24 protein-coding genes and 1 pseudogene are annotated in these 23,547 nt (G+C 48.3%); 11 read left to right on the top strand and 14 right to left on the bottom strand.

Annotated features, from left to right (window positions below):
* Positions 1-28: 28 nt before the first annotated feature.
* The 10 genes and pseudogenes from moaB to NGM44_RS10560 all read left to right on the top strand — a co-directional run bounded on the left by moaB (position 29) and on the right by NGM44_RS10560 (position 5,309).
* Positions 29-595 carry a molybdenum cofactor biosynthesis protein B gene (moaB, locus tag NGM44_RS10515; RefSeq protein ID WP_253223595.1) on the top strand — a complete coding sequence of 189 codons (567 nt, stop codon included), beginning with the start codon at positions 29-31 and terminating at the stop codon, positions 593-595.
* Positions 489-1,268, top strand: coding sequence for a molybdenum cofactor guanylyltransferase (locus tag NGM44_RS10520; RefSeq protein WP_253223596.1), 780 nt, complete (start codon positions 489-491; stop codon positions 1,266-1,268). Before moaB ends, NGM44_RS10520 begins: the two co-directional genes overlap by 107 nt.
* A 24-nt stretch (positions 1,269-1,292) precedes the next feature.
* On the top strand, positions 1,293-1,790 hold the full coding sequence (gene moaC, locus NGM44_RS10525) for a cyclic pyranopterin monophosphate synthase MoaC (protein WP_253223597.1): 498 nt from the start codon (positions 1,293-1,295) through the stop codon (positions 1,788-1,790).
* Positions 1,780-2,031: a MoaD/ThiS family protein gene (locus NGM44_RS10530; protein ID WP_253223598.1), complete on the top strand. Its 252-nt coding sequence runs from the start codon at positions 1,780-1,782 to the stop codon at positions 2,029-2,031. Before moaC ends, NGM44_RS10530 begins: the two co-directional genes overlap by 11 nt.
* 1 nt (position 2,032) lies before the next feature.
* Positions 2,033-2,521, top strand: a complete 489-nt coding sequence (locus NGM44_RS10535) for a molybdenum cofactor biosynthesis protein MoaE (protein ID WP_253223599.1) — start codon at positions 2,033-2,035, stop codon at positions 2,519-2,521.
* Positions 2,514-3,308 (top strand): molybdate ABC transporter substrate-binding protein, encoded by a 795-nt coding sequence (gene modA, locus NGM44_RS10540; RefSeq protein WP_253223600.1) that lies wholly within the window; start codon positions 2,514-2,516, stop codon positions 3,306-3,308. The genes NGM44_RS10535 and modA overlap by 8 nt, the downstream gene beginning before the upstream one ends.
* Positions 3,305-3,994, top strand: a complete 690-nt coding sequence (modB, locus tag NGM44_RS10545; protein ID WP_253223601.1) for a molybdate ABC transporter permease subunit — start codon at positions 3,305-3,307, stop codon at positions 3,992-3,994. Before modA ends, modB begins: the two co-directional genes overlap by 4 nt.
* Positions 3,991-4,611 (top strand): ATP-binding cassette domain-containing protein, encoded by a 621-nt coding sequence (locus NGM44_RS10550; protein ID WP_371923501.1) that lies wholly within the window; start codon positions 3,991-3,993, stop codon positions 4,609-4,611. Before modB ends, NGM44_RS10550 begins: the two co-directional genes overlap by 4 nt.
* A 207-nt stretch (positions 4,612-4,818) precedes the next feature.
* Positions 4,819-5,160, top strand: a pseudogene (locus NGM44_RS10905) (type IIL restriction-modification enzyme MmeI).
* Positions 5,151-5,309, top strand: coding sequence for a type IIL restriction-modification enzyme MmeI (locus NGM44_RS10560; protein ID WP_253223603.1), 159 nt, complete (start codon positions 5,151-5,153; stop codon positions 5,307-5,309). The pseudogene NGM44_RS10905 and the gene NGM44_RS10560 overlap by 10 nt, the downstream one beginning before the upstream one ends.
* A 4-nt stretch (positions 5,310-5,313) precedes the next feature.
* Here the strand turns inward: NGM44_RS10560 and glp are convergent, their stop codons facing one another.
* From glp to can, 8 genes are all read right to left on the bottom strand, one after another.
* A complete protein-coding gene (gene glp, locus NGM44_RS10565; protein WP_253223604.1) occupies positions 5,314-6,591 on the bottom strand; it encodes a gephyrin-like molybdotransferase Glp in 1,278 nt (425 codons plus the stop codon).
* Between the two features lie 13 nt (positions 6,592-6,604).
* Positions 6,605-7,666: a peptidylprolyl isomerase gene (locus NGM44_RS10570; RefSeq protein WP_371923503.1), complete on the bottom strand. Its 1,062-nt coding sequence runs from the start codon at positions 7,664-7,666 to the stop codon at positions 6,605-6,607.
* A 92-nt stretch (positions 7,667-7,758) separates the two neighbouring features.
* Positions 7,759-8,187 carry a hemerythrin domain-containing protein gene (locus tag NGM44_RS10575; RefSeq protein ID WP_253223605.1) on the bottom strand — a complete coding sequence of 143 codons (429 nt, stop codon included), beginning with the start codon at positions 8,185-8,187 and terminating at the stop codon, positions 7,759-7,761.
* 224 nt (positions 8,188-8,411) lie between these two features.
* Positions 8,412-9,140, bottom strand: coding sequence for a respiratory nitrate reductase subunit gamma (gene narI / locus NGM44_RS10580; protein WP_253223606.1), 729 nt, complete (start codon positions 9,138-9,140; stop codon positions 8,412-8,414).
* A complete protein-coding gene (narJ, locus tag NGM44_RS10585; protein WP_253223607.1) occupies positions 9,137-9,934 on the bottom strand; it encodes a nitrate reductase molybdenum cofactor assembly chaperone in 798 nt (265 codons plus the stop codon). Before narJ ends, narI begins: the two co-directional genes overlap by 4 nt.
* 1 nt (position 9,935) lies before the next feature.
* Entirely contained in the window at positions 9,936-11,474 is a 1,539-nt protein-coding gene (narH, locus tag NGM44_RS10590; RefSeq protein WP_253223608.1) for a nitrate reductase subunit beta, read from the bottom strand.
* Between the two features lie 219 nt (positions 11,475-11,693).
* Positions 11,694-15,443 (bottom strand): nitrate reductase subunit alpha, encoded by a 3,750-nt coding sequence (locus NGM44_RS10595; RefSeq protein WP_253223609.1) that lies wholly within the window; start codon positions 15,441-15,443, stop codon positions 11,694-11,696.
* A gap of 227 nt (positions 15,444-15,670) precedes the next feature.
* Positions 15,671-16,303: a carbonate dehydratase gene (gene can / locus NGM44_RS10600; RefSeq protein WP_253223610.1), complete on the bottom strand. Its 633-nt coding sequence runs from the start codon at positions 16,301-16,303 to the stop codon at positions 15,671-15,673.
* 245 nt (positions 16,304-16,548) lie between these two features.
* Between can and NGM44_RS10605 the strand changes: the two genes are divergently transcribed.
* Positions 16,549-17,310 (top strand): Crp/Fnr family transcriptional regulator, encoded by a 762-nt coding sequence (locus NGM44_RS10605; RefSeq protein ID WP_253223611.1) that lies wholly within the window; start codon positions 16,549-16,551, stop codon positions 17,308-17,310.
* A 92-nt stretch (positions 17,311-17,402) separates the two neighbouring features.
* Here the strand turns inward: NGM44_RS10605 and NGM44_RS10610 are convergent, their stop codons facing one another.
* From NGM44_RS10610 to NGM44_RS10635, 6 genes are all read right to left on the bottom strand, one after another.
* Positions 17,403-18,581: an acetyl-CoA C-acetyltransferase gene (locus tag NGM44_RS10610; RefSeq protein WP_253223612.1), complete on the bottom strand. Its 1,179-nt coding sequence runs from the start codon at positions 18,579-18,581 to the stop codon at positions 17,403-17,405.
* Positions 18,582-18,598: 17 nt separating this feature from the next.
* Complete coding sequence (locus tag NGM44_RS10615; protein WP_253223613.1) at positions 18,599-19,228, bottom strand: 3-oxoacid CoA-transferase subunit B; 630 nt, start codon at positions 19,226-19,228, stop codon at positions 18,599-18,601.
* Between the two features lie 21 nt (positions 19,229-19,249).
* On the bottom strand, positions 19,250-19,948 hold the full coding sequence (locus NGM44_RS10620) for a CoA transferase subunit A (protein ID WP_253223614.1): 699 nt from the start codon (positions 19,946-19,948) through the stop codon (positions 19,250-19,252).
* A 156-nt stretch (positions 19,949-20,104) separates the two neighbouring features.
* Positions 20,105-21,445 (bottom strand): short-chain fatty acid transporter, encoded by a 1,341-nt coding sequence (locus tag NGM44_RS10625; RefSeq protein WP_253223615.1) that lies wholly within the window; start codon positions 21,443-21,445, stop codon positions 20,105-20,107.
* 193 nt (positions 21,446-21,638) lie between these two features.
* The gene (locus NGM44_RS10630) at positions 21,639-22,961 is read right to left on the bottom strand and encodes a TRAP transporter large permease (protein ID WP_253223616.1); all 1,323 of its coding nucleotides are present in this window, start codon (positions 22,959-22,961) and stop codon (positions 21,639-21,641) included.
* A 17-nt stretch (positions 22,962-22,978) separates the two neighbouring features.
* On the bottom strand, positions 22,979-23,515 hold the full coding sequence (locus NGM44_RS10635; RefSeq protein ID WP_253223617.1) for a TRAP transporter small permease: 537 nt from the start codon (positions 23,513-23,515) through the stop codon (positions 22,979-22,981).
* Between the last annotated feature and the right edge of the window lie 32 nt (positions 23,516-23,547).

Below are 23,547 nucleotides of genomic sequence, written 5' to 3' on the forward strand. Positions count from 1 at the left end.
GTAAAAATCTCAATCAAGGAAAATCACCATGTGCGAACTGTGCAACGACCCAAATCACAAACCTGAGACCAAAAAAGCCGACAAGCCTTTTGTACCGCTAAATATCGCGGTGCTGACGGTGTCGGATACGCGCACGCTTGATGAAGATACATCGGGCAAATATCTGGCGGATAGTCTAATCGCTGCAGGTCATACGCTGATCGATCGCAAGCTTACCACTGATGATGTCTATCAAATCCGCGCGGTGGTGAGTGCATGGATCGCCGATCCGAATGTCAATGCCGTCATCACCACGGGCGGTACGGGTTTTTATCATCGTGATAATATGCCTGAAGCGTTGTCGGTGCTGTTTGATAAAGAAGTGCAAGGCTTTGGCGAGATGTTCCGTCATTTGTCTTATGGCGAAATCGGTATGTCCACGCTACAGTCGCGCGCGGTGGCAGGCATGGCGAACAGTACGGTAATTTTCTGCTTACCAGGTTCGACAGGTGCGTGCCGTACGGGTTGGGAAAGCATCATCAAAGACCAACTGGATAATCGCACGCGTCCGTGCAACTTCGTGCCGCATCTGCTGCGCGAAAATCCATCGCACTAAGCTTGCCAAAGGCTTAAGCCCTATGCAGCCATCAGCCGTCGTAATCCTAGCAGGGGGACAGTCTAGCCGTATGGGACAGCCCAAGGCACTGCTGCCCTTGCCTGATGGTAAGACCGTGCTTGATCATCATCTATGCCACGCACAGGTGCTCGGCTGCCCTGTATTGCTTGCTGATAATGGTAAAAACTTCAGCAAGCAATCATCAGTGCAGACGATCAGCGACCATCTGCCGAGCGATACCGATGGCAAAGGTGCAGGTGCGCTGTCTGCCATCTGCGGCGCGATGAAATATGTGATGAAAAATCCAACCACAGCAGATGGCTATCTGCTTATCATCAGCTGCGATAGTCTTATCAAGGCGGATCGGCTGTTTGTACATTTACAAGACAAGCTTTCACAAACATCTGTGAATAATGATGAGCAAAACGATACGCACGCTCTGCCCTACGATGTGATCTATCTGAAAGATCATAAGGATTATCCACTGCTTGGACTGTATCATACGCGACTTCTGCCAAGCTTGATGGCGTATCTGGATGCAGGCGAGCGTTCGGTGATGCGGTTTTTGGCTGATCAGCGTACTGCGACTGTCACTGTGCCGAGTGCGTGGCGGCAGTTAGTGAATTTTAATACTTTACAAGATTTTCATTTGGCTTTACAAGCATATCATTGATAACTTAATCTAATAAATATACTCATGACAGATCATACAGCACACACTCACACCCTAAGTCATCTGGATAAAGATGGCAACATTACCATGGTCGATGTCGGTGACAAGGTCGCAACCACGCGCACCGCCACCGCCACAGGCAAGGTGATTTTTCCATCGGATATCTATCAAGCGATCAAGCAAACCGATGGACAGACTAAAAAAGGCAACATCACCGCCACCGCGCACATCGCAGGTATCATGGCGGGTAAAAAAACCCATGAACTCATCCCGCTATGCCACGCCCTACCACTTGACACCATTAAGATGAGCTTTATTTATGATGATGAAATGTGCGCGATCATCGTCACTGCCACTGCGAAGGTTACGCACAAGACAGGCGTAGAGATGGAAAGCTTGACTGCGGTATCTGTGGCGTGCTTGACCGTCTATGACATGACCAAGGCACTAAGCCATGACATCACCATCAGTGATATTTGCCTTGTCAATAAAACTGGGGGAAAGTCTGATTATGTCAAATAATGTAACAATCACCGTGCTGTATTTCGCAAGCTTAGCCGAGATCGTACAGCGTGATGAAGAAGTGCTGACTGTCGATAGCGGTGATCTTATTAAGATTTATCAAGATTTAAGCGATCGCTATGGCTTTACACTTAGCCAAGATGAGCTTGCTGTGGCGATCAATCATCACATCGCCGATTGGCATACACCTGCAAATGATGGTGATGTTATTGCTTTTATTCCACCTGTGGCAGGGGGCTGATATGCGACTACACCAAGGATCATCAGTTATCACATTAAGCCATGATGACGCGTATCAGACTGCCATTACTGATGGCTTTGCGCTGATGGATACGCCGATTAATGAAGCTGTGCTTAAAAAATCTCTACTCGATGGTAGCTGTGGTGCGCTTGCGACCTTTGAAGGTTGGGTGCGTAATCACAACAATGCTCGCCCTGTCGATCGGCTGACTTATTATGGCTATGAACAGCTTGCGCTCAATCAAGGCAAGCTTTTGATCAAGAAAGCCAAAGCCAAATTTGACATCGAACGCGCTGTCGCCATGCACCGCATCGGTGATCTTGCCATCGGTGATATGGCGGTGTGGATCGGCGTGACGGCACACCATCGCTACCCTGCTTTTGATGCGTGTCGCTGGCTACTGGACGCGATCAAAGCTGAGATTCCTGTGTGGAAACAAGAGTTCTACACTGACAGCGATGAGAGTCTGTGGCTGTCGAATAATGGCTGATCAATGGGTTAAGACGATGGCGCGAATGGCTTGGATGATGGCGGCGATGGCGCTAGCTGCTTGTACGCAGTCTGATGGCGCGCGTGATGATGGAGAAGATAGCCTGACCGTCTTTGCGCCAGCGAGCCTTGCCAATGCCATCGATGAGATCAATGCCATCTATCAAGCCCAAAACGGCATCAGCATTCACACATCATATGCATCATCAGGCACGCTTGCCAAGCAAATCGAAAATCACGCCCCTGCCGATGTCTTTATCTCAGCGGATACGGCGTGGATGGTGTATTTGGCTGATAAGAAAGCTTTGGCAAATCAGGCTTATCATCAGCTGCTGTCCAATCGGCTTGTGCTCATCACCCCAAAAAATCACCCGACCACTGTGCCGATCGCCGATGATGGCAGCTTCGATGTTGCTGTCTTTCGTGGTAAGTTGTGTATCGGTAATACTGATAGCGTCCCTGCAGGCAGATATGCCAAGCAAGCCTTGAGCCACTTGGGAATGTGGCAGGCATTAACGCCCAAGCTTGTCGAGACCGAAGATGTCAGACAGGCGCTGACTTTCGTCGATAAAGGCGAGTGCGAGCTTGGCATCGTCTATGCCACCGATGTCGTGGCATCTGATCGCGTAAGCGTGGTGGCGCGATTTGCTACTGACAGCCACGATCCGATCATCTACCCTGTGGCGATGGTAAGTGGGCGTGGTGCTACTTTGCAGTATGTGGATTTTTTATCAAGTAAGCAAGCGCAGGCGATTTATCATAAATACGGCTTTGTGGTGCTGCCATGATGGGTCTAAGCTATGACGAATGGCAAGTGATCGCGCTGTCGTGCAAGATCGCTTTGAGTAGTCTTGCCATCAGTATTCTGCCTGCGCTACTGATGGGTTATGTGCTTGCGCGTAAGGAATTTTTTGGTAAGTCTTTGCTTGAGACGCTTGTTTTTTTGCCCTTGGTATTGCCGCCTGTCGTACCAGGGTATTTGCTCTTGATTACCTTCGGCAGTCAAGGCGTGCTTGGGCAGTATTTAGCCAAGATCGGCATGACTTTGGCTTTTGATTGGAAAGGTGCGGTCTTGGCGAGTAGCGTGATGGGCTTTCCCTTGATGGTGCAGTCGGTGCGTCTTGCCATTGAACTTGTAGATAGACGGCTTGAGATCGCAGGGATGACTTTGGGCGCAAGTCGCTTGCAGGTATTTTTTGGCATTACCCTGCCTTTGGCAAAGACTGGGATTTTGGTCGGTGCGATGCTTGCCTTTTGTCGTAGCCTTGGCGAGTTTGGCGCGACCATCACCTTCGTGGGGAATATCGCAGGGCAGACGCGCACCTTGCCTTTGGCGATCTACAGCCTACTACAGCAGCCCAATGGCGATGAGAAAATCCTACGCTTAATGTTCATCAGCATCGCGGTGGCGTTCGTCGCGATGTGGCTTGCGCAGTGGTATAACCGTATCCAAAAAACAAGGCTAGGACGATGAGTTTTAATTGTCAATTCACCTTACAGTTGGGTAGATTCATGCTCGATGTCGATCTGTGTAGCTCTGCACAAGTCGTCGGGCTATACGGCGCATCAGGCACGGGCAAGACCAGCATTCTGCACGCGATCGCTGGCATTCACACGCCGCGATCAGGTATCATCAGTATCGATGATCAAGTGTGGTTCGACGCCCAAACGCGCACCAATCTTCCCATCCAAAGCCGCCGCACAGGACTTGTATTCCAAGACGCACAGCTATTTCCCCACAAAAGCGTGATGGATAATCTGCTCTATGGTTATCGTAATATCACTTTAAGTGAACAAAAATTCCACCCTGATGAGATTGTTCAATTATTAAAATTAGAACACTTGACTAAGCGGATGCCTGCCAAACTCTCTGGCGGTGAAAAGCAGCGAGTTGCCCTAGGTCGTGCCCTGCTGTATTCGCCGCGACTTTTACTATTAGATGAGCCGTTATCGGCATTGGATGGCGCGCATAAGGCTGAGATTTTGCCATTTTTCCAAACTGTGATCGACAGCACCGACATTCCCATGCTGTATGTTAGCCATGACAAGGCAGAGATCGAACGGCTGACAGATGAGATTTATTATCTATAAAGTGGCATTTTGGTGTCATTATCCCCCATCCCATCCTGTGTGAAACTGTGCTACAATACCGCCACCGAACCTTTAGGCTACAAAGGAAGCACCATGCCGATTTCACGCAATCAAATCATCAAAAACGCCCGAGCATTCAGCCTGCGTTGAGCAGACGAAACCAGCGAAAAAGCCGAAAGCCAAACCTTTTGGAATGAGTTTTTCGTCATCTTTGGGATTAATCGCCGTGAAGTCGCCATCTTTGAAGCTGGGCTCAAAAAGCTCAAAGGCTCACAAGGTTTCATCGATGTATTTTGGCGTGGCAAGCTGATCTGCGAACAGAAATCTCGCGGTCAAGATCTCAATAAAGCCTATCTGTAAGCCACCGCCAAAGTCGCGCGCGAAGATCTGCCGCGCTATGTCATCACTTGTGATTTTGAGTGGTTGCATTTGTATGACTTGGAAGCTGATACGCCTGAGATGATGCAGACCATTATTCCAGTTGCCAAGCTTGCCGATCATATTCATCTATTTGGCTTCATGCGTGACTCAGTCAGCAAATGCGCCTAGAAGAAGAACAAGCCAGCATCATCGCCGCATTAACGCAAGCTCATAAAAATTTAGATTTGGCAGTGGACAAAGCCTATCGCAAAGAGAAATTTGCCGATGAAGCAGAGCGAGTGGCGTTTTTGTTTGAGCTTTATGGGGAGATGGTTTGACCCATCACGCCCAATCAAACACTTCGATCATCACCTGATCACCTGCTGCCACACCTGCGCAGTCTTCATCTAGGACGATCAGGCAGTTGGCTTGTGATAGCTGCTTGATGCGGTGCGAGTCTTGGGCACTGGCGGATGACACCACCAAGCTATGTTCACCCTGCTCAAAGTATCCGCGCTGATATTCGCGCCGCCCTGCGTTTTTCTTGATCGCATTGGCAGATTGTGCAGATAATCTTAAAATCTGTGGTGGATCAATCGCACCTAATGCCTGCCACAGTGCAGGACGCACGAAGTTGATACAGCCGACCACGGTGGAGAGTGGATTGCCTGGTAATCCAAAATACAGCACCGTGCGATCACAATCACCAAATTCCCCAAAGACAAAGGGCTTACCCGGTTTCATCGCCACTTTATAGTGATTGATTTTACCAAGACTATCAACCACTTGGGTCAAAAAATCATAATCACCCACCGACACCCCAGCACTGGAGATGATGACATCGCACTCCTTGATGGCGCGTGCAACTGTCTGCATGGTGGCATCGAGTGTGTCTTTGGTGATGCCATAGTCTTTGATGGTGATTGGCAGCTTTTGCAATAATGCCTTGAGTGTCGGTGTGTTCGAATTATAAATCTGTGCTAAATTATCCAGTGAATTACCAATGGCAACCAGCTCATCCCCTGTGGCGATGATCCCCACCACAAGTGGCGCATAGACAGCCACGGCATTATAGCCCATACTGGCAAGCAGACTGACATCACTGGGGTTTAGGCGTTTGCCTGTGTGCAGCAGCACATCACCGCGGCTGATCTCTTCACCTTGGCGGCGGATGTTCGCGCCGATGGTGGCGGATTTGGTGAGTGTGATTTGATAGGGTTTGCTTTTATCCAGTGTGTCTTTGATGTCTGTGAAGTTGGTATTTTCTTGCATTACCACCGTATCGCACGCGCTTGGCACGACTGCACCTGTGAAGATGCGTACGCCTTGATTGGCTTTCAGATCACCTACGAACGGTGCACCTGCACACGATTCACCGATGATCTCATGCATACTGCCATCACCAAGATCCCTACCATGAGTAAACGCAAAGCCGTCCATCGCCGATAGGTTTTGGCGTGGGATATCCAGATGAGCTGTGATGTCTGTCGCCAGTATGTGATGGCAGGCATCATCAAGCGCGATACGCATCGTCTGACGAGCTGATAAAGGATTATCTGTGGCGGTATAGGCAGCGACACGCTCGCTGATGGCTTGTTTTAATTGATTGACACTGATCATATTCACCTACTTATTAGCCACGATAGACATTTTCTTCGTTCATGCTAAGCTCGATACCGACGATGTCTGCTTTTTTACTTAGTTCAAATAAATAATCGCACAGGCTGTGGTGAAATGACTGCTGCTTGAGCTGATTTTCGATCATCGGATACGCACCATCGAAATCAAGTTGCTTGCCGTCTTGTTTGTCCAGCACTTCGACGATATGCACACCATAGCGTGTCTCGATCGGATTGACGCCGACACCCACAGGCAGCGCGAATACTGCTTTTTCGAACTCAGGCACAGTGCTGCCTTTTTGGACCACGCCAAGCTCGCCACCGTCTTCTTTGGACGGGCACGCCGAATAGCGACGCGCAAATTCAATAAAATCACTGTCGCGGCTTGTGCTTTGGCTGAGTGTGGCGATGATTTCACTGGCTTGTTTTTTCAGCTGTAGTCGCTCTTCACCTTCTTCGGGTGGGCTGCTTAGCAGGATATGGCGTACTTTCATGATCGGCGGTGTGATAAACTGCGTGCGATTGGCGTCATAGTACTGCTGACAGATGGCGCGATCAGGCGTCTTGGCGTGGACTTGTCGCTCGATGAGTGCGGCGATGGCGGATTCTTCGTCCGCTTGCCATGCATCATCACCCTGCTGCTTGGCGACTTCTTGGCGCAGCAGCTCGCGCACGACTAGGGCTTGAGCGGCTAGATACAGCGCGTCTTCTTGGCTTTTGGCAGGATGATACTGGGTCTCTGCAGCGATGGCAGATTCTGGGATTGCTACGCCATTGACGCTAATTTTTGGCAGGGTTTGGCGACTGGATGCGATCAGATTGCTGTGATTGGACTTTTCTTCGCTGAGTGCTTTTTTGATGAATTCAGCATCTGATGATGGCTTGGTCAGGTCATCTGAAGTCGGCATGATACGAATGCCGTCATCGTCTTCGACAAGCCCAATTGGTGTAAATTCTTCGACGGTATGCGCCTGTTCGTGCTCACCTGCACAGCCACATGAGCCACCGCCACAGCCACCTGTGGTAGGCTTGGTGTCAGTCTTGTCTGCTGACGGTGTAAAAGTGCCAACGCTCATACATTTCCCCTTAAGATTGATGATAAGCCATTATCAAGGATGGGTTCAGATTTTGCCATACTTCTTTGGGGGAATGTGGGCGGATTTATCGCCTATTTGACATCAGGATGGCTGGCGTGATAAATCGCTAATAGCTGTACATCATCCAAAATCCGCTCAATCACTGGATATACTTGCCGTTCTTCATAGCGAATGTGCGCCGTCAAGGCATCGGCTAAGGCGTGCAGGTCTGTCAAGCTTGGATCAGTAGTATGTCGAAGTTTATCCATATCGCGATGCTCCCCTTGCATCTGGGCGATCAGTGCCATCGCGTCTGAATCACCGCTGTCAGTGACGAATTGTGCGATCAGCCCATCTTCGATGGCAAAGTGCTGCTGCATCTGCTGATCAAGATATGCCGTGATCGCTTGCCAATGTGTGTGAATCTCATTAGGATCTTGGCAATGTCTTGCATGATTGGCAAGCACCAAGCCTAAATGATGTTCGCGAGATAAAGGCTGTAGATAAGGATGGCGTTTCATGCGTTGTCCTTGGGATTTATAAGTTGATGATTTTGTTATTTTAGCTCAAAAACTGATACGGCTTTGGTGTTTTGGCTTAATAACTTGATTCAATAATTTATCCTAATAATTTACCATAATTTCATAATAAACTGCCATAAAAAACCACAAAGGCAAGGATGCGTAAGCCTTTGTGGTCAGTGGTGGAGCTGATAGCGTTTATTATTATAGTTATTCTTGGTGGTTTATTGTGCTTTTTTCTGACGCACAATCTGATAATTGCGACCCAAATACCAAATCGGTGCAGAAATGATATGCACAAGGCGCGTGAATGGGAATAGCAGAATGATGGTAATCCCCAATGCCACATGCAACTGATACACAAGACCAATGTCATGCAGCTGATTGAGCGCGTGTACGGGGCGCAAAATCGTGATGTTCTGCACCCAGCTTGACAGCGCGACCATCACCGAGCCATCCATATGCTGAGTCGATGCGATGATCGTGCCTAGTCCAAGATTCAGCTGAATGAACAAGATCACCAAAATCATCTTATCAGCGAAGCTAGAAGTATGGCTGATGCGCGGATCGGTAAAGCGGCGGATCAGAAGCATGGCAAGACCAATCCAGCACAGCACACCCATCACACCACCTGCGACCATCGCCAGTAGCTGCTTATGCTCGGTGCTGATGAAATGATGATAAATCGCAGCAGGTGTCATCATACCGACAAAATGCCCCAGCAAAATGCCGATGATGCCGATGTGAAATAGGTTACTTGCGATGCGCATACCTTTGTCATTGAGCATTTGGCTTGAGCCGGTTTTCCATGAATACTGCGACAGATCAAAGCGTGCCCAAGTGCCGATCACGCACACAGCCAAGGCAATATAAGGATACACGCCAAAAACAAAAATCTGTAGCCAATTAAGATGATCAAGCCCCATCGATGCGGCGGTTACGGCAGTTGTCATAGGTTCACCCCTTTATCACGGTTGGTGCGAGTATTCGGTTTGTCAAAGCCGACCCAGTGTACAGGGATTTCGGCGTTTTTATTAGCGGTTTGTGCCAAGGTTTCAGCGACGCGCTGATTGACTTGGTTGCTTGGGCAGCGGTCTTGTTGTTCGGCGGACAAAAAGTCCACCACTTCTTCTTCCCATGCCTGATCAATGGCATCCATCGTCGTGTCATCGGCGATTTTGCCCATCTTGGCAAGCTCATCATCGATGACGCTCAAGGGCTTGCCTGCAATCTGTAGCAGTGCTTTAAATAAGCTGGCATAGGTGCTGTTTTTGTCAATCAAACGCGCAGCAAGCACGGTCAGAATATGACTGATATCAGCGATGTCCATGCGAATCTGCATGGTGTCATCGGTTTGGCTTGCTTGATATGCCAAAAACTCAAGATACATCGGCAGATAGTCAGGCAGCTCTTTGATACCAATCTCAAAGCCTGCCGCTTCATACTGCGCCATCAGATCGACCATCGCCTGCCCACGGTCACGGCTCTCGCCATGTACATGCTCGAACAGCCACAGCGACAAGTTACGACCGCGTTCAAACAAGCCATCATAACGCGACTGCGCTTCGATGCTGCCCATGCTGCCAAGCTCATCGATGAACTTGGCAATCTCGGCGCGTACTTCAGGGCTGATCAGCTTCGATGTCATCACAAGCTTGCGACACTCTGCCAGATGATCATCACCAAACAGCACATCATCAGGATAATCCAGTAGAACGCTGATGACTTTTAATAATTTAAAATCCATCTTAGCTCTCCCAAGTCTGTACCGTCTCGATCATCTCGCGGCGATTGGTTTTCTTTTGTCCAAACATATTGACATCATTACTGCCGCCACAGCCTTCACCAAAGCTAAAGCCGCAGCCATTACGCTCAGCAAAGACATCGCTCATCGCTTCTTCGCGGTGTGCTGTCGGAATGACGAAACGATCTTCATAATTGGCAATCGCAAGGTAGCGATACATCTCATCGACTTGGGTTTTGGTCAAGCCCACAGACTCAAGCACGGCGGTGGCGTCTTGTTTCTCAACCAGCTCCAGACGCTTATAAGAGCGCATGGCAAGTAGGCGTTTTAGTGCCAATTTCACTGGGGCTTCATCGCCTGCGGTGAGCATATTGGCAAGGTATTTAAGCGGAATGCGTAGGCTATCGACATCAGGGATTAAGCCATCCATGCCCACCTGCCCTGCTTCGGCGGCGTTTTGGATTGGTGATAGTGGCGGTACATACCATACCATCGGCAAGGTGCGATATTCTGGGTGTAGTGGCAGTGCCAATTTCCAATCCATCGCAAGCTTATACACAGGTGATTTTTGAGCAGATTCAATGACCGACATCGGCACGCCGTCTTTTAGCGCTTGCTCGATGACTTTTGGATCATTTGGGTCCAAGAATACATCAAGCTGTGCTTGGTATAGGTCTTTTTCGTTTGGCGTACTTGCTGCTTCTTTAATCTTGTCAGCATCATATAGCAGTACGCCAAGATAGCGGATACGACCGACACAAGTCTCAGAGCAGATGGTTGGCTGACCTGATTCGATGCGTGGATAGCAGAAAATACATTTTTCAGATTTGCCTGATTTCCAGTTATAATAAATTTTCTTATAAGGGCAACCAGAGATACACATACGCCAGCCGCGGCATTTTTCTTGGTCAATTAGAACAATGCCATCTTCTTCACGCTTATAGATCGCCCCCGATGGACAAGACGCCACACAAGTTGGATTTAGGCAATGCTCGCACAGACGCGGCAAGTACATCATAAAGGTGTTTTCGTATTGACCGTAGATATCGGCTTGGATATTGTCAAAGTTCTTATCAATACGGCGTTTTTCAAACTCTGAGCCTAGGATCTCTTCCCAGTTTGGACCCCATTCAATCTTTTGCATACGCTTGCCAGTGATCAGCGAGCGCGGGCGTGCGATCGGCTGATGTTCGCTGATCGGCGCGGTGTGCAGATGCTGATAATCAAAGTCAAACGGCTCATAATAATCATCTAGCGTTGGTAAATCAGGATTGGCAAAGATATTTGCCAAAATACGAAATTTACCACCAATTCTAGGATTGATTGAGCCATTGGCGTTACGAATCCAGCCGCCTTTCCACTTGTCTTGGTTTTCCCATTCTTTAGGAAAGCCGATACCGGGCTTGGATTCGACATTATTAAACCATGCGTATTCCATGCCTTCACGGCTGGTCCAGACATTTTTACAAGTAACAGAACAAGTATGGCAACCGATACACTTGTCTAGGTTTAGCACCATACCCACTTGTGAACGAATTTTCATCTTAATTTCCTTGACCTAGCGTTTGCTTGGTAATTTTTGGTATTGTTCAATCAACAGACTGTAGGGTGTACGCACCATTAAGATTTGGGGTTTTGAAGGTGCGTGCAACGCACCCTACACCAAAATTTGTTAAAATCTATAATTTTAACAATACCAACTGTTTAAGTTATTGTATCCCCTTTGACAAGGCTTGATTATCCTGCCAAAGGGGCTTGCCCATCAGTCAATGGTAGTAGGCAGCGGCTGTGGCAGGCTGTCATCAGGCTTGCCTTCTAGCCAGTCGATGTTCGCCATCTTACGCACGACGACGAATTCATCGCGGTTGCAGCCGACTGTACCATAGTAGTTAAAGCCATAAGACTGCTGTGCATAACCGCCAATCATGTGCGTCGGCTTTAAGATCGCGCGCGTCACTGAGTTGTGGATACCGCCACGCGTGCCTGAGTTCTCAGAACCAGGGATATTCACAAGCTTCTCTTGGGCGTGGTACATCATGGTCATGCCTTCTTTGACACGCTGAGAGACGACAGCACGCGCGGTGATCGCACCATTGGCATTGAACACTTCGATCCAGTCATTATCGACGATACCTGCTTTTTTAGCGTCGATCTCACTCATCCACACAATCGGGCCGCCGCGGCTTAGGGTCAGCATCAGTAGGTTTTCTGAATAAGTTGAGTGGATACCCCATTTTTGGTGCGGTGTTAGGAAGTTTAGCACCACTTCTTTATTGCCATTAGACTGATAGCGTGTCAAGCCTTCGATTGCTTGGGTGTCGATCGGTGGGCGATACTGCTGCATCTGCTCACCGAACGCCTGCATCCAAGGGTGATCTTGGTAGAACTGCTGACGGCCTGTGATCGTACGCCAAGGAATCAGCTCATGCACATTGGTGTAGCCTGCGTTGTAGCTGACCTTTTCAGATTCTAGACCTGACCAAGTTGGGCTTGAGATGATCTTACGCGGCTGAGCGACGATGTCGCGGAAGCGGATTTTCTCGTGTTCGCTTGACTTGGCTAGGTGCGTATGATCACGACCTGTATTTTTGGACAAATCTGCCCAAGCTTTCACTGCCACATGACCGTTAGTCTCAGGGGCAAGCATTAAGATCGTCTCGGCAGCATCGACTGCAGTGTCAATGCGTGGGCGACCTTTGGCGACACCATCAGCGACGGTGTAGTTTAGGTCTGCCAAGTGGCGCACTTCTTCTGTGGTGTCCCAGTTGATGCCTTTTGAGCCATTGCCAAGCGTATCCATCAAGCCGCCCAATGAAGTGAACTTCTCATAAGTAGCAGGATAATCACGCTCCACCACCTTGATGTGCGGGCAGTTGATACCTGGAATTGGACGCTCGCCTGCAGTTTTCCAGTCTGTGCCACCAAATGGCTGCGCCAATTCAGCTGGGCTGTCGTGCTGCATCGGCAAGGTGACGATGTCGGTCTCTACGCCCAAGTGTCCATCGGTTAATTCTGAGAATTTCTTGGCGATGCCTTTATAAATTTCCCAGTCGGTCTTTGATTCCCAAGCAGGGTCGGTCGCCGCGGTCAATGGATGGATAAATGGATGCATATCCGATGTGTTCATGTCATCTTTTTCGTACCAAGTCGCGGTTGGCAGCACGATATCAGAATACAGACAAGTCGATGACATACGGAAATCGAGCGTCGTGACCAAGTCTAGCTTGCCAGTCGCGCCAGTTGGCTCAAAATCAATCTCAGTTGGGCGAATGCCATCATGAATGGTCTCATCGCCTAGGATACCGTGCTTAGTGCCAAGCAGATAATGCAGCATATATTCATGCCCTTTACCTGATGAACCTAGCAGATTTGAGCGCCAGATGAATAGGTTTCTTGGGAAGTTGGCAGGATTATCAGGACTTTCGGCAGCGAAGCGGATTAAGCCATTTTCCAGACCATCGACCACATAATTTTCAGCATTGCCTGATGCCTTGGCAGCACGACCGATGGCAAGTGGGTTTTGGTTCAGCTGTGGTGCTGATGGTAGCCACCCTGCACGCTCGGCGCGGATGTTGTAGTCAAGCATATGCTCAGGGAACTGTGACTTATCCGCGTGCGGTGATAGAATCTCGTGCGCTGACACTTTCTCATGACGCCATTGGCTTGAGTGATTATAAAAGAAGCTTGTGCCATTCATATGACGCGGCGGACGATGCCAGTCCAAGCCAAATGCCAAGGGTGCCCAACCTGTTTGTGGACGCAATTTTTCTTGACCGACATAATGCGCCCAGCCACCGCCAGACTGACCGATACAGCCGCACAGAATGAGCATATTGATCACGCCGCGGTAGTTCATGTCCATGTGATACCAGTGGTTCATGCCCGCGCCGATAATGATCATCGATTTGCCGTGGGTTTTGTGTGCATTTTCAGCGAACTCGCGGGCGATTTGGATGACTTTTTCGCGAGATACGCCTGTGATGACTTCTTGCCAAGCTGGTGTGCCTGCCACAGTTGCATCATTATAATCATCGGTGACATGATCGCCGCCGATGCCATTATCCACGCCAAGGTTCGCTAGCATCAGATCAAATACGGTGACGACTTTGGCGGTTTCGCCATTGGCAAGGGTTAAGGTGCGACAAGGCAGGGTTTTGTATTGAATGTCATCGCCTTTGGCAGAAGTGAAGTACGGATGCTCACCGCCACCGAAGTAGTCAAGACCGACTTCCACCGTTTCGCCTGAGCCTTTTTGCGAAAGCTGTAGGGTAACTTCGCTATTGTTCGTGCCTTCTTTATTTTCAAGATTCCAGCGACCAGATTCGCCCCAACGATAGCCGATAGAACCAATCGGAGAGACGAGTTCACCGTTTTGGTCAAGGGCGATGGTTTTCCATTCTGGGTTGTTTTCTTGACCAAGATTATCCACAAGGTCAGACGCACGAAGAAAACGCCCTGCACGAGCTGATTTGCCTTCCCCTTCTACCATCACAAGCATTGGCAAGTCAGTATAGCGGCGTGCATAGTCAAGGAAATAATCGCTTGGCTGTTTAAGATAAAACTCTTTGATAATCACATGGCAGAATGCTTGGGCAAGGGCTGCGTCCGTGCCTTGTTTTGGGTTTAGCCATAGGTCGCACAATTTGGCAATCTCGGCATAGTCTGGAGTAATTGCGACAGTTTTTGTGCCTTTGTAACGCACTTCGGTGAAGAAATGCGCATCAGGGGTACGCGTCTGCGGTACATTTGAACCCCATGCGATGATGTAGTCTGAATTATACCAGTCGGCAGCTTCAGGGACATCGGTCTGCTCACCCCAAGTCATTGGGCTGGCAGGCGGTAGATCGCAATACCAGTCATAGAATGACAAGCACACACCGCCAATCAGCGACAGATAACGACTGCCTGCTGCATAGCTGACCATACTCATCGCAGGAATCGGCGAGAAGCCGATGATGCGGTCAGGACCGAAGGTCTTGGCGGTATAGACATTGGCAGCAGCGATGATCTCTAGTACTTCATTCCAGCTAGAGCGCACAAAGCCGCCCAAGCCGCGTTTAGATTTATACGCTTGGGTCTTGGCAGGATCGGTGACGATGCTTGCCCATGCGTCCACAGGATCTTTGTGCTTGCCTTTGGCTTCGCGCCATAGTTTGAGCAGTGGTTTACGCACTTTTGGGTATTTTAGGCGGTTTGCCGAATACATATACCAGCTATAGCTTGCACCGCGTGGGCAGCCGCGTGGTTCGTGGTTTGGCAGGTCAGGACGGGTGCGCGGATAGTCGGTTTGTTGGGTCTCCCAAGTCACCAAGCCATTTTTGACATAGATTTTCCACGAGCATGAGCCTGTACAGTTTACGCCGTGTGTTGAGCGGACGATTTTGTCATATTGCCAGCGATTGCGGTAGAAATTTTCCCAATCGCGACTTTCATCACGGACTTCACCATGTCCGTCTGCGTATTCGCCAGTTTTTTTCTTAAAGAAACGAAATTGGTCGAGTAAATGGCTCATCTTGCTTTCCTCGTTGTGATAAAAATGCTGCATTGGCAGATGCCAAGCCAAGTTTTATTATAAAGTGTGACTAATCAGCCAACCATCGCCTAGACGGCTACAGCGAGATACTTCTTTGGGTGTAGTTGGGTAGTTTTGACTTGATTAGAATCAATAATTTTTAGCCAATTGATAAGTTTATTCATCATTATCCACATTCCTAGTGATGAAAATTATCACCCCACCCTTTAATGTGAATACACAAACGCCGATGCTAGCTGCTCGGTATCACTGATACTCACGCCCAGATCGTGAATGCGCCCATCGTGCATATCATAGATCCAACCATGCACGGCAAGTTTATCGCCGCGGTACCATGCGTTTTGGACGATGGTGGTGTGGCAGACATTGGTGACTTGGCGTTTGACATTGATTTGGCACAGTAAGTTCAGCTCATCATCACCGCTAAGACCTTCAAATTCATCGCGGTACTGATAGCGCATTCCTTTTAGCGGTCTGAGCCAATTATCGATCAAGCCAAACTCTTCTTGGCTGAGTGCCGCCTTGACACCGCCACAGCCATAATGTCCGCAGACGATGATGTGCTCGACTTTCAGTACATCGACCGCGTACTGCAACACGGATAATAGATTCATGTCCGTTGAGACCACCATATTTGCGACATTGCGGTGCACGAACAGCTCCCCTGGCATCACGCCCACCACTTCATTGGCAGGCACGCGGCTGTCTGAGCAGCCGATCCATAGGTATTTGGGCGATTGGGCTTTGGATAGCTTGGGGAAATACTCAGGATCGCGCGCACTCAGTGACTCTGCCCAGTATTGATTATTGGCTAATAAATCAGTTAATGATGTATTCATGATAATTCCAAAACGGCTTCGGTTGGCTTGGTGATCATGAGCATAAAATAAAGCGCGATCATCTGCCATGCCCTAAAAGGTCAAAAATCTAGCCAAAAGTAGTAAACACCCCGCCGCTGCTTGCCACCTAAGCACACTTAGCAGGCGTGGTGGGATTTTTTACAATAACTCATCTTTAAGCACTATGAATGACAAGGGCCGTGAATGGGTGAATTGATGGACTATCTGATGGGCTGTGTATCGCTATGAAAAAACTGTTCGATGATCAAAAAACCGCGTATCTGGAGCGACTGTGCTGCCATCCACTTTTGGCAGGTGTCAATAAGCAGGCGTTGCTATCCGTGCTTAGCATTCATCATTATCCGAAAAATAGCTTGATTTATCTGCAGTATGACAAGGTGCGCTATGTGTATTTCTTGCTCGATGGCGCGATCAACTGTTATCGTCAGCAGCCTAATGGTCAAGAAAGTCTGATGGCAAGCTTTGATACGCGTATGGATACATCACAGCAGGTACTTATGATCAATGAAAGCTTGCCAACTGTGAATCATAGCTTATCAATATCATCTGATCATACGCCTTATAGCCAGTACAGTTTATCAGCACAGCAAGACAGCCATCAGCTTACTGCTAAGGCAGCGCAATCAAGCTTTGTGGCATTATTGCCGATCAGTGAACTTGGCAAAATGATTGATTTAGGCGGTGTGTTCTTGTGGTATGGCGCGCAGATGCACAGGCAGCTATCGACGCAGTATCTGTTGTATGATTTATTGAGTCTAAAGACCGCGCAGGCGAAGGTGGCATATTATTTGCTGGCTTATGCAGATGCCAAAGGCGTGGTGACAGTGACGGTCAATCAGAAGAATTTGGCAGGATTGTTGGGCTTGCGTGCTGAGACATTGAGCCGTACTTTACGCATTTTGATGGCGAAGAAAATCATTGATACGCACGCACAGGGTTTTGTGATTTTGGATGAGAAAATCTTGGCTGCTATCGTTGAACAATAAGCATTCAAGCAGCAGTAAATTGGTAATTTTTTCTAAAATATAAAAAAGCATCTTATGATAAGATGCTTTTTTGTTGTGGTGCTTGCAAGCAATCACACTTCAACCGCCATTGCCAATCCCATACCGCCACCGACGCACAAGGTAGCGACGCCTTTGGATTTGCCTGAGCGTTTAAGTTCGTGGATTAAGCTGACCAAAATACGGCAACCTGATGCACCGATTGGGTGTCCGATGGCGATTGCTCCGCCATTGACATTGACCTTGTCGCTAGGCAAGCCTAATTCTTTGGCAACGCCTAAGGCTTGAGCGGAAAATGCTTCATTGGCTTCAAATAAATCCACATCGGCAATACTCCAACCTGCTTTTTGTAAGGCAACTTTCACCGCTGATACAGGCCCTAGTCCCATGACTTCAGGCTCAATACCAGTCGCACTATACGAAACGATTTTTGCCAAAATCGGCAAGCCCAATGCTTTGGCACGGCTTTCGCTCATCAGTAGCACGGCGGAGGCACCGTCATTTAAACCTGAGGCATTGCCTGCGGTTACTGTGCCATCTTTTTTAAAGGCTGGTTTTAGTTTGGCTAAACCTTCAGCTGTCGTATTTGACTTGATGTATTCATCTTTATCCACAATAATAGGGTCGCCTTTGCGTTGTGGTACGGCAACTGGGGTAATTTCGCTGACAAATTTGCCATCTGCTTGAGCCTTAGTCGCTTTTTGTTGTGATGACAAGGCAAATGCGTCTTGTTCTTCACGGCTGATATTTAAGCGTTCAGCAATATTTTCAGCAGTAATGCCCATATGATAGCCGTGATAAACATCGGTCAAGCCGTCCGCCACCATGCTATCGGTGAGCGTGCCATTGCCCATTTTTACGCCATCACGCATTCGTATAAAATGCGGACTTTGCGACATGGATTCTTGACCGCCTGCAATGACGATGTCGGCATCACCACATAAAATTGCTTGTACACCCATTTGCACGGCTTTTAAACCCGAACCACACACCACATTGACCGTTGTAGCTGGAGTGGTTACAGGCAATCCTGCAAACATTCCTGCTTGACGGGCTGGATTTTGTCCTACGCCTGCAGTCAAGACATTACCCATAATCACTTCGCTGATTTGTTCAGCTTTTAACCCTGTTTCTTGTAAAATATCGCTGATGACTACCTGCCCCAGTTGTGGTGCGGTTAGGCTTGATAATGAGCCTAAAAATGAACCGACTGGCGTGCGTTTGGCAGAAACGATAACAACTGAATTTGACATGATAGTTCCTTTTTTAATTATTGAATAATGCTAACGCCTGTTTTGCTTTGCAATTCATCAAAACTTACACCATCTGCCAATTCCACCAGTTTCAGCCCATCTTTGGTAATGTCCAAAACCGCTAAATCGGTAATGATACGATGTACCACTTTTTTGCCTGTCAATGGTAATTCGCATTGTGGTTTGATTTTGAATGCTCCGTTTTTGGCGGTATGTTCCATCAGCACAATCACTCGTTGCACACCTGCGACTAAGTCCATCGCTCCGCCCATGCCTTTGACCATTTTACCGGGTATCATCCAGTTGGCAAGGTCGCCAAATTCTGACACTTCCATCGCTCCTAAAATCGCCAAATTGACTTTTCCGCCACGAATCATCGCAAAGGATTGACTGCTACTAAAGAAGCTCGCCCCTGTTTGTGTGGTAACGGTTTGTTTGCCTGCGTTGATTAAATCAGGGTCAAGTTCGTCTTCGGTTGGGAATGCTCCAATGCCAAGCAAGCCATTTTCTGACTGGAGCATGACATTGACACCGTCAGGAATGTAGTTGGCGACCAAAGTCGGTAAGCCAATGCCCAAATTGACATAAAAACCATCTTGTAATTCTTGGCTGGCACGCTGTGCCATTTGCTCTCTTGTCCATGCCATGATTATTCTCCTAATTTTAAATTATGCTTGACGAATGGTGCGTTGTTCAATGCGTTTTTCTGGATTGGCATTTACCACAATGCGATGCACATAAATGCCAGGCAAGTGAATGCTATCAGGGTCTAACTCGCCCACTTCTACCAATTCTTCCACTTCTACAATGGTGATTTTGCCTGCGGTGGCAACATCTGGGTTGAAGTTGCGAGCGGTTTTACGGAAAATTAAATTGCCTGCTTTGTCAGCTTTCCACGCTTTAACGAGCGATACATCAGCCACAAGCGAGCGTTCCAGCACATACTCAACGCCATCAAATTCACGCACTTCTTTACCTTCAGCAACTTGTGTACCCACGCCTGTTTTGGTGAAAAAGGCTGGAATGCCCGCACCGCCAGCACGCAATTTTTCGGCTAATGTGCCTTGTGGTGTAAGTTCCACTTCTAATTCGCCTGATAAAAATTGGCGTTCAAATTCTTTATTTTCACCGACATAAGAGGCAATCATCTTTTTGATTTGGCGAGTTTGTAAAAGTAAACCTAAGCCAAAATCGTCCACGCCTGCGTTATTGCTAATACAAGTCAAGCCTGTAACGCCACTCTCACGCAAAGCACTGATTAAACTCTCTGGAATGCCACATAACCCAAAACCACCGACTGCGATGGTTTGGTTGTTGGCAACCACGCCTTGCAAGGCAGATACCGCATTGTCATATACTTTACTCATAATCATTCCTTAGGTTGTTGTTAAACATAGTATGGTAATTATTCATACATTTCAATAAATTTGGTGTAGAGTGCGTTGTATGCACCTTTAAAATACTCCATCTTAATGGTGCGTGGGACGCACCTACCGTATCTTGATTTAACAGTACAAAAAAAATTAAGCCAAGAAAAAGAACGCCCCACAAATCAAAACACCTGAATACGCCAAAGCAATCAAACAATAGCCCATGATGGAGCGAGCGTCAAGCCCTACAATGCCCAACAGTGGCAATGCCCAAAACGGCTGAATCATATTCGTCCACGCATCACCCCAAGCGATTGCCATTGCCGAAACCACAGGCTCTACACCAAGCTGTACACCAGCTGGTAGCATAATTGGACCTTGTACTGCCCATTGACCACCGCCCGATGGCACAAAGACATTAACCAGTCCAGCACTCAAAAACGCAAGCATGGGGAAAGTCTCTTGATTGGAAATCGCCACAAAGCCATTACTAATCATACCAGCGAGCGACTGACCGCCATCGGCTGACCCCATCATCAGACCCATGATACCGCCATAAAATGGGAATAATAACACAATACCTGCAATGCCCTTGGCACTGTCTTCAATGGCACGGCTGTAGCGTTCTGGGGTTTTGTGTGCCAAAATCCCTGCAAACAAAAACAGCCCAATGACGATGTTTAACGCCAAATTAAAGCCATTATTGGCAAAATGCCCAAACAGATAAATCGCCCCCATTGCCACGATAAGCAGTGCCATCAAGCGATTGTCATCTAGTTTTTGGGCAGGGGTATTAGTGGGTGGCAACACTGGCAATGCTTCGCTTAATTTGGCAGGGTCGGCAATGGTCGGCTCTTTGGGTAGCATGAGCATATTGACAATTGGCAAACCGATAAGCAAACCAAAAACGATAAAGAGATTAAGCGGTGAAAACAGCGTTTGGCTCACAGGAATGGCAGCTGTGATGGTCTCGCCAGAGATACGCACCAAATCCGCCCCTTCAGTCGCCAAAGCCAAGGGAATAGAGCCTGATAGACCACCATGCCAAATCAAAAAGCCAGAATAAGCCGAAGCCACCAGTAGTGGGTAGTCCACGCCCTGTACTTTTCGTGCCAAAGACTTGGCAAAGACCGCCCCCACAATCAAGCCAAAGCCCCAGTTGAGCCAGCAGCCTATCAACGCCACCACAGTTACAGCGACAATGGCTTGTTTTGGGCTTTTGACTTTGGCGGCGATATTATCCAAAAACCGCCCCACAATCGGTGCTTTGGCAAGTACATGACCTGTTACCAAAATCAGTGCCATCTGCATAGAAAAGCCAAGTAGCGACCACAGCCCATCGCCCCAAAATTTGGCAGCGGTGAGGATGCTTTGGTCAGTCAAGATCATCGCAGCGGCAAATACTGCGACAGTAAGAATGATACAAAATACGAACGGTGATGGCAGATAGCTTTTGACCAGTTTCACCGAGAGATTGGTGATCGCTTGAAACATTGTCACTTCCCTTTGCGGCGTCAATTCCTTATGTGGAAAACCGCGTATCTATTGTTATTTTATACGGCATCCGATTTCAACGATTGTAATCGTTTCGAATGCCAAAATCAATGTTTATTGCAATTTCATCAAAAATTTAGAATCAATCAGCCAAAGCCAAATAAACTGTCGCCAAAGTCAGCGACCGCCCTTTTTAGGATAAGACATGCACCAGCCACAGCGCCATACTTGGCATAAAGGCAAGCGCGACGATGCGGATCAAATCCGAGCACAGAAACGGCAGCACACCTTTATAAGTTTCTTTCATCGGCACATCTTTGGCAAGACTATTGATGACAAAGATATTCATGCCCACAGGCGGTGTGATCAAGCCAATCTCAACCACCATCAAGGCAAGCACGCCAAACCAAATCGCCTTATCGGTTGGGTTTAGCCCCCACAGATCCAGACCCATGATGATTGGGAAAAACACAGGAATGGTCAATAGAATCATCGACAAGCTATCCATCACGCAACCAAGCACAATATAGATGATGATCATGGCAAATAGCACGGTCAATGGTGACATACCGCTATTGATCACCCAGTCAGCAAGTGCAGCAGGCATCTGTGAGATGGCGAAAAATGCATTCAGCAGATCAGCACCGATTAGGATCAAAAAGATCATGGCTGTCGATGAAGCGGTATCTAGCAGTGCTTGCATAAAGCCTTCTTTGGTCAGCTCACGCGTCACTAAGGCAAGTAAAGCCACCGCCACCGTACCGATCGCCGCTGCTTCTGTTGGCGTAAAGATACCACCATAGATACCGCCGATCACAGTCACGAACACTGCGACTACAGGCCATACACCTTTTAATAAGGTGAATCGCTCGCCCCAGCTCATCTTCGGCATGGCAGGGCCACTGTTTGGCACTAGGCGCACATAGATGGCGATGGCAAGCATATAGCCAAGCATGGCGATTAAACCGGGGACTAATGCCGCCATGAACATCGCTGAGACATTTTGTTCAGTTAAAACAGCATAAATCACCAGTACCACCGATGGCGGGATCAAAATCCCCAAAGTACCACCCGCTGCAAGTGCACCCGTTGATAATGCATCTGAATAATTGGCGCGCTTAAGCTCTGGTAAGGCAACTTGCCCCATGGTGGCGGCAGTGGCAAGTGACGAACCGCAAATCGCCCCAAAGCCTGCACACGCGCCGACCGCACTGATCGCCGCCCCACCACGATAATGACCCAAAAAAGCATTGGCAGACTGAAATAGTCGTTTGGACAAGCCGCCACGCGATGCTAAGTTACCCATCAATAAAAACAATGGCACAACGGACAAATCATAGACCGAAAAGCGCGCAAACGGCATCCCTTTTAGGTAGCTTAATAACGGTACCCACCCTGCGACCATCACATAGCCGATACCGCCTGCAATAAGCATTGCAACGCCAATATGAATACGAAAAACCAATAGCAGAATGGTAAAAGCACCCATTCCAAGTCCGATCATCATTGGATCCATCTTATTATTCCTTATCCTTATTTGACAGCGTTGCCATAATCACGAAAAAACTGCCATGCTGTATAAAATGATGTCAATGCCAGTAGGAAAAACCCTGGTGCGATGGTTAGGTGCGCCCACCATTCAGGCATACCCAGAATCATCGTCGTTGTGCCGTTTTTGTAGGCGGTGATGCCCCCAAAATAACTACGCCACATCAGCACCAGTGAACACGCGCCCAATAAAATCGCCGCGATGATATCTAAGTATTTGCGCACAGCCATCGGTGCTTTTAGGGTAAAAAAATCAACAATTACATGGGCTTTTTTCATCTGTCCATAAGGCAAAAAAGCCGCAATCGCCCACGCACAGCCCAGTTGCACCAGCTCCACATCACCTTTGATCGGTGCAGAAAATAGCGCGCGGCCGATGACGCTTGCGGTCGAAATCACACAAATCGCCACCAAAATGACGATGCCGCCCATCGCAGACAGCTTCGACCACGCCATCAAAAACCGACCCACCGCATCCTTTGGTGTATCATCGCGCACTTCGATCTCAAATGCTTCAGACATATCATTCCCTTTTTTGTTATTGTAAGATTGAT

It is taken from the genome of Moraxella sp. FZFQ2102 (assembly GCF_024137865.1).
Lineage (GTDB): Bacteria > Pseudomonadota > Gammaproteobacteria > Pseudomonadales > Moraxellaceae > Moraxella.

What these genes read in the sequence shown, in the direction of transcription:
- moaB (WP_253223595.1), top strand. Translation starts at nt 29, where the DNA reads ATGTGCGAACTGTGCAACGACCCAAATCACAAACCTGAGACCAAAAAA.
- moaC (WP_253223597.1), top strand. Translation starts at nt 1,293, where the DNA reads ATGACAGATCATACAGCACACACTCACACCCTAAGTCATCTGGATAAA.
- NGM44_RS10530 (WP_253223598.1), top strand. Translation starts at nt 1,780, where the DNA reads ATGTCAAATAATGTAACAATCACCGTGCTGTATTTCGCAAGCTTAGCC.
- NGM44_RS10535 (WP_253223599.1), top strand. Translation starts at nt 2,033, where the DNA reads ATGCGACTACACCAAGGATCATCAGTTATCACATTAAGCCATGATGAC.
- modA (WP_253223600.1), top strand. Translation starts at nt 2,514, where the DNA reads ATGGCTGATCAATGGGTTAAGACGATGGCGCGAATGGCTTGGATGATG.
- modB (WP_253223601.1), top strand. Translation starts at nt 3,305, where the DNA reads ATGATGGGTCTAAGCTATGACGAATGGCAAGTGATCGCGCTGTCGTGC.
- NGM44_RS10550 (WP_371923501.1), top strand. Translation starts at nt 3,991, where the DNA reads ATGAGTTTTAATTGTCAATTCACCTTACAGTTGGGTAGATTCATGCTC.
- NGM44_RS10560 (WP_253223603.1), top strand. Translation starts at nt 5,151, where the DNA reads ATGCGCCTAGAAGAAGAACAAGCCAGCATCATCGCCGCATTAACGCAA.
- glp (WP_253223604.1), bottom strand. Translation starts at nt 6,591, where the DNA reads ATGATCAGTGTCAATCAATTAAAACAAGCCATCAGCGAGCGTGTCGCT.
- NGM44_RS10570 (WP_371923503.1), bottom strand. Translation starts at nt 7,666, where the DNA reads ATGAGCGTTGGCACTTTTACACCGTCAGCAGACAAGACTGACACCAAG.
- NGM44_RS10575 (WP_253223605.1), bottom strand. Translation starts at nt 8,187, where the DNA reads ATGAAACGCCATCCTTATCTACAGCCTTTATCTCGCGAACATCATTTA.
- narI (WP_253223606.1), bottom strand. Translation starts at nt 9,140, where the DNA reads ATGACAACTGCCGTAACCGCCGCATCGATGGGGCTTGATCATCTTAAT.
- narJ (WP_253223607.1), bottom strand. Translation starts at nt 9,934, where the DNA reads ATGGATTTTAAATTATTAAAAGTCATCAGCGTTCTACTGGATTATCCT.
- narH (WP_253223608.1), bottom strand. Translation starts at nt 11,474, where the DNA reads ATGAAAATTCGTTCACAAGTGGGTATGGTGCTAAACCTAGACAAGTGT.
- NGM44_RS10595 (WP_253223609.1), bottom strand. Translation starts at nt 15,443, where the DNA reads ATGAGCCATTTACTCGACCAATTTCGTTTCTTTAAGAAAAAAACTGGC.
- can (WP_253223610.1), bottom strand. Translation starts at nt 16,303, where the DNA reads ATGAATACATCATTAACTGATTTATTAGCCAATAATCAATACTGGGCA.
- NGM44_RS10605 (WP_253223611.1), top strand. Translation starts at nt 16,549, where the DNA reads ATGAAAAAACTGTTCGATGATCAAAAAACCGCGTATCTGGAGCGACTG.
- NGM44_RS10610 (WP_253223612.1), bottom strand. Translation starts at nt 18,581, where the DNA reads ATGTCAAATTCAGTTGTTATCGTTTCTGCCAAACGCACGCCAGTCGGT.
- NGM44_RS10615 (WP_253223613.1), bottom strand. Translation starts at nt 19,228, where the DNA reads ATGGCATGGACAAGAGAGCAAATGGCACAGCGTGCCAGCCAAGAATTA.
- NGM44_RS10620 (WP_253223614.1), bottom strand. Translation starts at nt 19,948, where the DNA reads ATGAGTAAAGTATATGACAATGCGGTATCTGCCTTGCAAGGCGTGGTT.
- NGM44_RS10625 (WP_253223615.1), bottom strand. Translation starts at nt 21,445, where the DNA reads ATGTTTCAAGCGATCACCAATCTCTCGGTGAAACTGGTCAAAAGCTAT.
- NGM44_RS10630 (WP_253223616.1), bottom strand. Translation starts at nt 22,961, where the DNA reads ATGGATCCAATGATGATCGGACTTGGAATGGGTGCTTTTACCATTCTG.
- NGM44_RS10635 (WP_253223617.1), bottom strand. Translation starts at nt 23,515, where the DNA reads ATGTCTGAAGCATTTGAGATCGAAGTGCGCGATGATACACCAAAGGAT.